This is a genomic window from Chloroflexota bacterium (assembly GCA_018825785.1).
Lineage (GTDB): Bacteria > Chloroflexota > Dehalococcoidia > JACVQG01 > JAHKAY01 > JAHKAY01.
The window spans coordinates 24,338-34,362 of sequence record JAHKAY010000055.1 but is presented as its reverse complement, the minus strand read 5'-3'; the positions used below and the strand labels follow the sequence as shown (position 1 = coordinate 34,362).

Here is a 10,025-nt window from a genome sequence, read left to right as displayed (position 1 = left end):
CTTTCCCCCAGGGCCAGCTCAGGCCCGTAGATATGAAGCTCCCTCACCAGGGCCTGCTCCCCTTCCAGCCTCAGCCGGAGGAGGCCGAAAAGGGTGTCATTCTCATCCTCAAAGGATAGGAAGACCTCCCGGCCCCGGGAGGTTTCGTAGTCCAGCATCCTGAGCCGGGGCTCCCCAATCTTCCATCCTGAGCGCAGGCGGTGGCCGTATTCCCGGCAGCGGATACAGCGGCAGGAGAGGCCCTCCTGCCCCATCTTCTCCTGAACCATCTCCCGGAGACGGGAGTCACAGGGTCCGGCCACGATGAACTGGGGGGGGATATCCCGCATGAGGCGGGAAATGCGCACATACTCGGGCACCAGGGCCTTTATCCTCACCAGGAGCTCCACCAGGACCTCCAGGGGGTAGGGCTGATACCTCCCCTCCCGGTACCACCGCTCCAGCTCCGTCCCTGCCACCACCAGGGTGGGGTAGAGCTTGAGGCCGTCGGGGCGGAAATCGGGGTCCTCAAAAAGCCTCCGGCTCATCTCAAGGTCCTTCTCCGGGGTGGAGCCGGGGAGGCCGGGCATCCAGTGGTAGTGGACCTTGAGGCCGTAGTGCCGGAGGAGGCGGGTGGCCTCGGCCACCTGGGCCACACCGTGGCCCCTGCGGATGAGGCGGTAGATGTCATCATCCAGGGCCTGGACCCCCATTTCCACCCGGGTGGCCCCAAAGCGGAGCATCCTCTTAATTTCCTCTTCCCCACAGAAGTCAGGCCGGGTCTCTATACACAGGCCCACACAGCGGTGGGGGGCAGTCTCGTTGACGGCCTGGGCCTCCTCAAGATTGGCCACCCCGTTGCCGTTGAGGGCCTGGTAGCATTCCTTTATGAACTCCTCCTGGTAGTCCTGGGGGCAGGCCAGGAAGGTGCCGCCCATGATGATGAGCTCCACCTTATCGGTGGGGTGGCCCATGGCTTCAAGATGCTGTAGCCTTGCCCGGACCTGTCCCCCGGCCTCAAAGCCGAACCTCATGGCCCGGAGGACGGCGGGGGACTGGGGGGTATAGCTCCGGGGGGCCTGGGGGAAGGCGGGGCAATAGACACACTCCCCGGGACAGCCCCAGGGCCGGGCCATCACCGCTACCGGCGTCACCCCGGAGATAGTCCTGGTAAGCTTCTTCATGCTAGTCTATCATAGCAGGGGCATGGACCCTAACTCAAAGGTCTATGATGAGCTGGCGGAGAGCTGGTATCACCTCCGCCACTACACCCGCTTCCGCCGGGAGCTGCAGGCCCTGGCCGAAAGGTGGCAGGGGGGCCGGCTCCTCAACATCGGCTGCGGCCACGGCCCCGACTTCCTCCCCTTCAAAGATAGAACCTTTGGACTCTACGGGCTGGATATCTCCGGGGAGATGCTGCGCTTTGCACGGAAATACGCTGATAAGTTCCGTTTCACCCCCGCTCTGGTCCTGGGCGATGCCGTCTCCCTCCCCTTCAGAGATAGCTCCTTTGACTTTGTTATCGCTGTGGCTGCATATCATCATATAAGGGGCGGCGAAAACCGCCGTCAGGCCTTCCGGGAGCTATGGCGGGTCTTGCGGCCCGGCGGGGAGGCCTTTATCACCGTGTGGAACCTGAGACAGGGCCTATTCTCCCGGGAGGTCCTGGTCCCCTGGAAGACGGGGGGGAAGACCCTCTACCGCTATGTGTACGTCTATAGCCCAGGGGAGCTGAGAAAGGAGCTACGAGGGGCGGGATTTCATATTCTTTCCCAGCGGCCCAGGCTGTCCCTGCTCCGGCCCTTCTACCGGAATATCACCCTCCTGGTAGCCAGGGCGGCCTAGAGGCGGGCCAGGCGCCGGGCCCAGAGTGGGCGCTGTTCTTCCCGCAGTTTCAGCCTTATCCCCAGGCGGACCCACGGCCCACTCACCGCCGCCCACGCCACCTCCCCGGCAAAAGAGAAGGCATTCCCACTCTCCCCCAGGGAAAGGGAGACAGGCTGGCCGCGCCCCGGGGCCTCCTGGCCCCTGACCACAAGGCCCAGCCCCTCCAGGCTGCAGTCCATGGTATAGCACCGAAGGACCCCCCCCTTCCCCTCCAGGCTACAGTCCATGGTATAGCTCCGCAGGACCCCCCCCTTCCCCTCCAGCCCTGCCCGGAGATTGAGGGAGAAGCGGGGGAAGCGCCGCCTCTGGGCCCGCCAAGAGGGCACTGCCTCAAGGGGCAGCATGGCCAGGTAGCCCAGGGACCTCCAGAAGCCCACCCGCGGCGTCCTCTCCGCCTGCCAGGCCAGGCCCAGGCCAAAGGCCAGGCGGATGAGGGCCTCCTTCTCAGAAGCTGTCGCCGGCAGGAAGCGGAGGCCGACCTTCTGCCCATCTCCTTCCCGTTCTGAGTGGGTTACAGATGCGGCCACCCTGACCGAATCCCTCCCCGGAGGGAAGATGCTGACCCGCACGACTGGGGGGAGGGACCCGGCCCCCAGCCTGATGGACGCCCCTGCCTCACTGAAATCCACCGTCCTAGCCGAGAGGGTAGCTCCCAGGGCCTCCACCTCACAGGGCAGCCCCACCGAAAGCCTGTGGGCCCTCCGCCTCTGGGGCAACTCCCGGGCTACCAGCAGCACCCCCAGGGCCAGGAAGAGGTTATACATGGCCCATACCCCATTTATGATAGTGGCGTTCCGGTCGGCCAGGCCATGTTGTAGCCGCCACAGCCCCAGGCCAAGCCCCAGCCCGATGAGCAGGGCCAGACCCAGATGGGGTAGGGCCATCACGAGATCGAATTGCCCCCGCTGACGCCTCTCCCCTTTGGGCGTTACCTTAAAGACGCCGCTCCGGGGGAAGAGAAGGGCCTTGACGGCCGCGGGGGCCTGGAAGAAACAGAGGGCTGTCTCATAGAGGTCCGAGGCTGGCATCAGCCGCCTCCGCCCGCTCAGCAGGGGGAAAACCGCCTGGATAACGGCCATCTGTGGCAGATAGTAGATGGCAAGCTCCAGGGGGGTGGCCCTGAGGGGCATCAGCCCGAAAAGGAGGAAAGCGAGAGGGGCCAGGAGGAAAACCATCCGGGCCCAGCCGAACATGAAGTAGTGGATAGAGGAGTAGTAGCAGAGGCGCTGGCCCAGGCTTAGGCCCTTCCTGAAGAGGGGGTTGGCCCGCCACCAGGTCTGAAACGCCCCATGGGCCCAGCGCACACGCTGAAGGATATAGCCGGAATAACTCTCGGGGGAGAGCCCCGCCGAAAGGACCCGGTTCAGGTGGACGGAGCGCCAGCCCCTGGAATGGAGTTCCAGGCTGGTATGGAAGTCCTCGGTGAGGGTCTCGGGGCGGACCCCGCCAACTTCTTGGAGGGCGCGGCGGCGGAAGACAGCCCCCGAGCCCGTCCAGAAGGCCGCATTATAGCGGTCCCTGCCGGGCATTATCCCTTTGAAGAAGAGGTCCTGCTCATTGGTAAAAACCCGTTGGAGGAGGAGATTGTGCTGGAAGGGGTCGGGGTTGTAGAAATGCTGCTCGGTCTGGACAAAGGCCACCCGGGGGTCGCTGAAAAAGCCCACCGTCTCCCGGAGGAAGCTCTGCACCGGGGCATGGTCAGCGTCAAAGATGACCACCATCTCCCCCGAGGTCCGGGCCAGGGCCTCATTTATGTTGCCAGCCTTAGCATGGCGGTTGTTGGGCCGGGTGAGGTAGCGGCATCCCAGCCGGGAGGCGAGCTGTTCAACCTGGGGGCGGCGGCCATCATCCAGGATATACACCGTCTTCCCGGGGTAGTCCATTCCCAGGCAGCAGACCGCCGTCCGCTCGATGACCTCCAGAGGCTCATCATAGGTGGGGATGAAGACATCCACCTCAGGCAGGCAGGGGAGGCCCTCCAGGTCCGCCCTGGGGCTGGTGGGACGGGCTACCTGAAAATAGAAGAGGATGAGCTGGAGAAAGGAGTAGATTTCGGCAGCGAAAAGGGCCAGGCTGATAAACACTGAGGGAGAGGAGAATACCAGGGTATCCAGGCCCCTCCAGGCGAGGTAGCGAAGTTGCAGGGCCAGCCCGGCAAAGGCCAGTGCCCAGCGCAGCCGGTAGCCCAGCACCTTCCAGTTGGCCAGGAGCAGGGCCAGGCCCGCCAAGCCCAACCAGCCTAATGCTTGCCCGTCCATGCCCTGAGCCTAAAGGCTCTGTCCCGGAGCGGTGGCCCTGGGGAGCCGGGCCAGATGGGCCGAGAGCAGGCTTACCGCCAGCAGCCTCACCGGCGGATGAGCGTCCTGGAGGGCCTGAAGGAGCAGGTTAGAAAGCCCCGGGACCGGGGCCCAACCCGTTAACGCCAGGCCCCGCAGGCGCCTCTCGGGGTCGCGGGAGGCCATAGTCGCCCGGGCCCAGTTCAGGAAAGAGTCACTGGCCCAGAGCTGCTTTATGGCCGGCTCGGGACGGAAGGGGGCCAGAGACAGGAGCTGGACGGGAGCCGCCTCAACCAGGCGGGAAAGGAACGCCACCAGGGCCTCGTCACCCCTTTTCGCCGCCGCCAGCACCTGGGGCACCAGCCTGAAGGAAACGATGTCCAGGAGCTGCCGGGCCAGCACCGGAGGCACCGGCCCGCTGGCCTCAGCGCCCAGCCGAGAGAGGACCTGACGGGCCTCCAGCAGGCCCATCTCCCAGTCGTCGGGGGCGGGGACCGGTGGCCGCACCGCCTGCGGTGGCGGTGCCTTCCGTGGGGGAGCCCCCCTTTCACCTTGCTCGACCTGAAAGAGCTTTGCCAGCGCAGCTTCCGTCTCATCCCACCTTTTCTGGGCCTCGGACAGCTCTGCCAGCCCCGCCTCCATCCGCTTCCACTTTTCCGGTCTGACCTCCCCTTTCTTGCCCGGGAGGAGCTCAGTCAGCCGGGCCTCCATCTCCTTCCATTCCGGAGGGCGTGCCCGGGTCTTCAGTTCCTCCCCACCGGGGGCCTGGGCAGGGGGATAGAGGCGTTTGATGGCCTCCAGGGCAGCCTCCCTGTGGACCCCGCCCCGGGCCAGGCCCTTCTCCAGGCCTTCCTCAAGAGGCCGTTGGCCGTAGTCCTGCCGAACCTTTTCCAGGGCAGCTACCGGCTCCTGCCTTGCCCCCAGGTAGTATAGGACGAGGCAAAGCACATCTACATCCACCAGGACAACCCCTGTCTCCAGCCAGCGCTGCAAGGAGGCAGAAGGAAAGGAAGCCAGCCGCATAAGGGCCATCTCCAGGGAGCCGAGCTTTTCCAGGGCCTTCACCAGGCTCTGCCACAGCCTCATGCGGGCATCCCAGGGCAAGCGCAGTTCCGCGAGCTGAAGGAGGGCATCCCCCAGGACCGGGGAGGCCTCCTTCCGCCCGGCCTCGGCCAGGGCCTCGGCCAGGGCGCACTTCACCGAGACCTCGGCCTCATGGCGCAAAAGGGCCAAGAGCTCTCCCGTGGCCTGCCCTCTCCTGGCCAGGGCCACGCCAGCAGCCGCCCTGACCAGCGCCTGGGGGTCGCGCAGGGCTTCCCGCAAGAAGACCTCCACCGAGGGGGCCTCTATCTGGCAGAGGATGTCCACTGCCCAGGCGCGGAGGGTGGGGTCATCGGCAGTGACCAGGGGGCCTACCTGGGGGATGATGCCGGAGCCGTAGCTCAACAGGGCCTCGGCAATGAGCTCCTTGGGATAGAAGGGGACCAGCGAGAAAAGGCGGGCCAAAGCCCCCTCATCCTTGAGGGAGCCTATAGCCTCCATGGCCGCCTGGACCTGGGCCGGGTGAGATGAGGAAAGCTGGGAGAGGATGGGCTCCACCACCTCCGGGCCGCCCCTCTCGGCCAGCAAGCGGAGTCCCTCCCGACCCCCCCGCTTCGGGCCCCAGAATATCAACCGGCCCGGAAAACGCCCCTCCACTAGGACCCATCTTAGGTAGGCCCACCATTGCTGTCAACGCTTTCTTGCTGAATTATCCAGAACTCTATCCATTCTCCTACCTTCACCAGGGCTCCTCCCACTTTGATGAGGGGCCATCCCCTGAAATTCCCATAGGGGAAGGGACAATTGTGGCATTCCCCCCGGCCAGAACGGCTGATAGACTTCTAGTCAAGAGGGATAGAGAAACGGCTTAGGCCGTCTTCGGGAGGGCAGGGGGCGGCGATTTCCATGAATGAGGAGCTGCGCCAGAGCACCCTCTCCTGGCAAATAGAGTAGGAGTCACCGCCAAAGGTCCTCCCCCTTTTGGGCTATTGCCGGTGGCGGGGGAAAGGCCTATCTTTGTCCCTGGCTGAAAATGGGAACAGACTATATGGACATACATAAGCTACTGCAAATGGCGGTAGAAAAGGGGGCCTCAGACCTGCACCTCAGGGCAGGCAGTCCCCCGGTGATGCGTCTGGAAGGGGAGCTTCACCGCCTGCTGTTTCCACCCCTCACCCCTGAAGCAACCAAGAGAATATTTGAGGCCCTCACCCCGGAGAGCCAGCGCCAGGCCTTCTACGAGAAGAAAGAGCTGGACTTTGCCTTTGGCCTGCCGGAACTGGCCCGTTTCCGCATAAACGCCTGCTATCAACGGGGGTCCATCAGCCTCGCCTGTCGTGTGCTGCCCCTGAAGGTGCCCACTATTGAGGACCTGGGCCTGCCCCCCATCTGCAAGGACCTGGCCTCACTTCCCCGTGGCCTGGTGCTGGTGACGGGCCCCACCGGGAGCGGCAAGTCGTCCACAATAGCGGCGATGGTCAACTACATCAATGAGACCCAGGGCCGCCGCGTTATCACCATTGAAGACCCCATTGAGTATGTCCACACCGACAAGATGTGCATGATCGTGCAGAGGGAGCTGGGCACTGATACCGACTCCTTCTTTGACGGCCTGCGCGGTGCCCTGCGTCAGGACCCCAATGTCATCTCCATCGGGGAGATGAGGGACCTTGAGACCATGGCCACCGCGCTCACCGCGGCTGAGACCGGCCACCTGGTGTTGAGCACCCTCCACACCCCAGACTCCACCCAGACGGTGGACCGGATTGTTGACATGTTCCCCCCCCACCAGCAGCGGCAGGCACGCCTTCAGCTCTCCCTGGTACTGGAAGGGGTCCTGGCCCAGCTCCTCCTGCCCCGGGACCGGGGCACGGGGAGGGTGGCTATCTTCGAGGTCCTGATAGGCACCCCCGCCATCAAGAACCTCATCCGGGAGGCCAAGACCCATGAAATCCCCACCTATCTTGAGCTGGGACGACAGGAGGGGATGCAGACTATGGACCGGCACCTGGATGAGCTTGTTCACACAGGGACAATAAGCCCGGAGTCGGCCCTGTCCGTAGCCAAAAACGGGCAGGCCCTGAAGAAGAACCTCAATGGCCAGATAATAAAGAAGACCCTCGTCCGGCAAGGACCCCGGTAGGGGAGATAAAGGGGCTACTGCCATCAGGACCTTTCGGCGGTTGTCCGGCAGTTAGCCCCGGTATATATTGCGATTGGAGGCAACGATGGGGAGAAAAAGGGTAACCCTTTGTGGCCAGCAGTTTGACATAGTTGAGCAGGGGCTGTCAGAGGCCCAGGTGGCCGCTTGCCTCACCGAGGTCATGGCCCAGATGAAGGCCATGTCAGAACACGGGGACCCCCTTACAGAGCTATGCCAGGCCTGCGAGCAGATAGAGGGCGTCCTCCGGGAGACCAGGACCGTCCTCGTGGGGGCCCGGGAGACGGCCTTCAAGGCAGTAGAGCAGGAAAAACAGCGCGTCCTCAAGGAAGCCTATAACAGGGCCCAGGAAACTCAGGCCCAGGCCCAGCACTCGGCCCAGGCCATCAAGAAAGAAGCCCATGAGGCCCTGGCCACGGCCAAGGCCGAGGTTGAGTCCATCCTCCTTGTTGCCAGGAAGCAGGCCAGTGAGCTCGTGGCCATGAGCAGCGAGAGGGCCAGTGCTGTCCTCCTGGAGGCCGGCCAGCGGATTCAGAGCGAGCTGGTCTCCAAACTCAAAGCCCAGGCCGAAGAGGCCATGACCGCCAGATTGAAGGTGGATGGTGCACCTCCGGCCAAAGCATCCCCGGCAGCTGAAGGTCCGCAGGACACAGCCACCCCGGAGGAAGAGGCGGAGCCTGAGGACGAAAAGGCAGGCGGGGAAGAGGTCTTCGATAGCCGGGTTCTGTTGCTGGTCCACAGTCCCAAGGGGGACGGGGCCATGAAGTCCTTCCACCAGCAGCTCGCCAGCTTGAGGGACGTGAAGATAGCAGCAGAGAGGGGTTCCTCAGAGAGCATGGAACTCACCCTTGAGCTGGAAAAACCGATGGCCCTGAAGGAGATGCTCCTGGGCCTGCCCCAGGTGCAAAAAGTTACGGCTGAAGATTCCCACCGCTGGCAACCCTGGCGCTCGCCGAAAGGCGTCCTGTCCCACGGGGCAGCCCTCCGGGTAGATCTGGTGGAGGCCGGCAGGCCAGCAGCCCAGCCAGCCAGGACAGAATAGCAGCACCGGGGCAATGGAAACGAGCTCCTAAGCCCGTTTCCGTTGCCCCCCCCTGTCGACCTACAGACATAAACGCACTCTTCATCCCTCTGCCCCACTGCCCAAAATCAGGGGAAGTGGCTTGACAGCAAACAGGGTCTATTCTATACTTTACCGAGTTATGGCCCGAGTGGCGCAATGGAAGCGCAACCGATTTGTAATCGGTAGGTTAGTGGGTTCGAATCCCCTCTCGGGCTCAGGGAGGGGTGCCGGAGCGGTTAATCGGGGCAGACTGTAAATCTGCTGGCGAAATGCCTGCGTAGGTTCGAATCCTACCCCCTCCACACCCAAGGGCCCACATAGCTCAGTGGTAGAGCACGCCCTTGGTAAGGGCGGGGTCACCAGTTCAAATCTGGTTGTGGGCTCCATATAATAGTAATCATAGTAAGGAGGGTTTATCATGGCCAAGAAGAAGTTTGAAAGGGTCAAACCACATCTCAACGTGGGGACCATCGGGCACGTGGACCACGGCAAGACCACCCTTACCGCTGCCATAACCCTGATCCTGTCCAAAGCGGGCTCGGCCCAGTTCCGGCCCTACGACTCCATTGACAGCGCCCCGGAGGAGAAGGCCAGGGGGCTGACCATCAATATAGCCCATGTGGAGTATGAGACCGCCAAGAGGCACTATGCCCATATAGACTGCCCGGGCCATGCCGACTACATCAAGAACATGATCACCGGGGCCGCCCAGATGGATGGGGCTATCCTGGTGGTGAGCGCGCCCGATGGCCCTATGCCTCAGACCAGGGAGCATATCCTCCTCGCCCACCAGGTGGAGGTCCCGGCCATGATAGTGGCCCTCAACAAGGTGGATGCTCTCCAGGACGAGGAACTCCTTCAACTCGTGGAAATGGAGGTAAGAGAACTCCTTACCAAGTATGGCTTCCCGGGGGACAAGGTCCCGGTGATACGGGTGAGCGCCCTGAAGGCCATGGAGCACGGCTGTGGCAAGCCCGATTGCGAGTGGTGCGGGCCTATCCTGAAGCTCATCCAGGCAGTAGACGATTATGTCCCCCTGCCCCTACGGGCCAAAGACAAACCCTTCCTCATGCCCATTGAGGACGTCTTTGGCATCAAGGGAAGGGGGACCGTGGTCACCGGGCGGGTGGAAAGGGGAATTATCAAGCCCGGGGATGAGGTGGAGCTTGTGGGCCTGAAGGAGACCAGGAAGACGGTGGCCACCAGCCTGGAGATGTTCCACAAGATACTGGACTTCAGCGAGCCGGGGGACGCTGTGGGCGCTCTCCTCAGGGGCATTGAGCGGGAGGATGTGGAGAGGGGGATGGTACTGGCCGCCCCGGGCTCCATCAACCCCCATACCAGGGCAGAGGCCGAGGTCTACGTCCTGGGCAAGGAAGAAGGCGGCCGCCACACCCCATTCTTCACCGGCTACAAGCCCCAGTTCTTTATCCGCACTACCGATGTTACCGGCACTGCGGAGCTACCCAAGGGGGTGGAGATGGTGATGCCGGGGGATAGAGTTAACCTCACCATCAAACTTATCTACCCGGTGGCCCTGGAGGAGGGGCTCCGCTTTGCCATGAGAGAAGGGGGCAAGACCGTCGGCGCCGGGGTCTTCACCAAGATCCTAGAGTAG

At 63.3% G+C, this 10,025-nt stretch carries 7 protein-coding genes and 3 tRNA genes; 7 read left to right on the top strand and 3 right to left on the bottom strand.

What is annotated here, in order from left to right:
- The coding region (locus tag KJ624_08055; protein MBU2009768.1) for a tRNA uridine(34) 5-carboxymethylaminomethyl modification radical SAM/GNAT enzyme Elp3 at positions 1-1,163 on the bottom strand (1,163 nt) is incomplete at its 3' end.
- Positions 1,164-1,185: 22 nt separating this feature from the next.
- Between KJ624_08055 and KJ624_08050 the strand changes: the two genes are divergently transcribed.
- Entirely contained in the window at positions 1,186-1,824 is a 639-nt protein-coding gene (locus KJ624_08050) for a class I SAM-dependent methyltransferase (protein MBU2009767.1), read from the top strand.
- On the opposite strand, the gene KJ624_08045 is transcribed toward KJ624_08050, so the two are convergent.
- Entirely contained in the window at positions 1,821-4,094 is a 2,274-nt protein-coding gene (locus tag KJ624_08045) for a glycosyltransferase (GenBank protein ID MBU2009766.1), read from the bottom strand. The genes KJ624_08050 and KJ624_08045 overlap by 4 nt on opposite strands.
- A 39-nt stretch (positions 4,095-4,133) precedes the next feature.
- Positions 4,134-5,771: a HEAT repeat domain-containing protein gene (locus tag KJ624_08040; GenBank protein MBU2009765.1), complete on the bottom strand. Its 1,638-nt coding sequence runs from the start codon at positions 5,769-5,771 to the stop codon at positions 4,134-4,136.
- A 460-nt stretch (positions 5,772-6,231) separates the two neighbouring features.
- On the opposite strand from KJ624_08040, the gene KJ624_08035 reads away from it, so the two are divergent.
- The 6 genes from KJ624_08035 to tuf all read left to right on the top strand — a co-directional run bounded on the left by KJ624_08035 (position 6,232) and on the right by tuf (position 10,025).
- Positions 6,232-7,326: a type IV pilus twitching motility protein PilT gene (locus KJ624_08035; GenBank protein MBU2009764.1), complete on the top strand. Its 1,095-nt coding sequence runs from the start codon at positions 6,232-6,234 to the stop codon at positions 7,324-7,326.
- Positions 7,327-7,411: 85 nt separating this feature from the next.
- Complete coding sequence (locus KJ624_08030; GenBank protein MBU2009763.1) at positions 7,412-8,386, top strand: hypothetical protein; 975 nt, start codon at positions 7,412-7,414, stop codon at positions 8,384-8,386.
- Positions 8,387-8,549: 163 nt separating this feature from the next.
- A tRNA-Thr gene (locus KJ624_08025) sits at positions 8,550-8,622 on the top strand.
- 3 nt (positions 8,623-8,625) lie between these two features.
- A tRNA-Tyr gene (locus KJ624_08020) sits at positions 8,626-8,709 on the top strand.
- 9 nt (positions 8,710-8,718) lie between these two features.
- Positions 8,719-8,793 (top strand) — tRNA-Thr (locus KJ624_08015).
- 32 nt (positions 8,794-8,825) lie between these two features.
- On the top strand, positions 8,826-10,025 hold the full coding sequence (gene tuf, locus KJ624_08010) for an elongation factor Tu (GenBank protein ID MBU2009762.1): 1,200 nt from the start codon (positions 8,826-8,828) through the stop codon (positions 10,023-10,025).

Coding starts and splice junctions, on each gene's coding strand:
- tuf (MBU2009762.1), top strand. CDS start 8,826: ATGGCCAAGAAGAAGTTTGAAAGGGTCAAACCACATCTCAACGTGGGG.
- KJ624_08050 (MBU2009767.1), top strand. CDS start 1,186: ATGGACCCTAACTCAAAGGTCTATGATGAGCTGGCGGAGAGCTGGTAT.
- KJ624_08035 (MBU2009764.1), top strand. CDS start 6,232: ATGGACATACATAAGCTACTGCAAATGGCGGTAGAAAAGGGGGCCTCA.
- KJ624_08030 (MBU2009763.1), top strand. CDS start 7,412: ATGGGGAGAAAAAGGGTAACCCTTTGTGGCCAGCAGTTTGACATAGTT.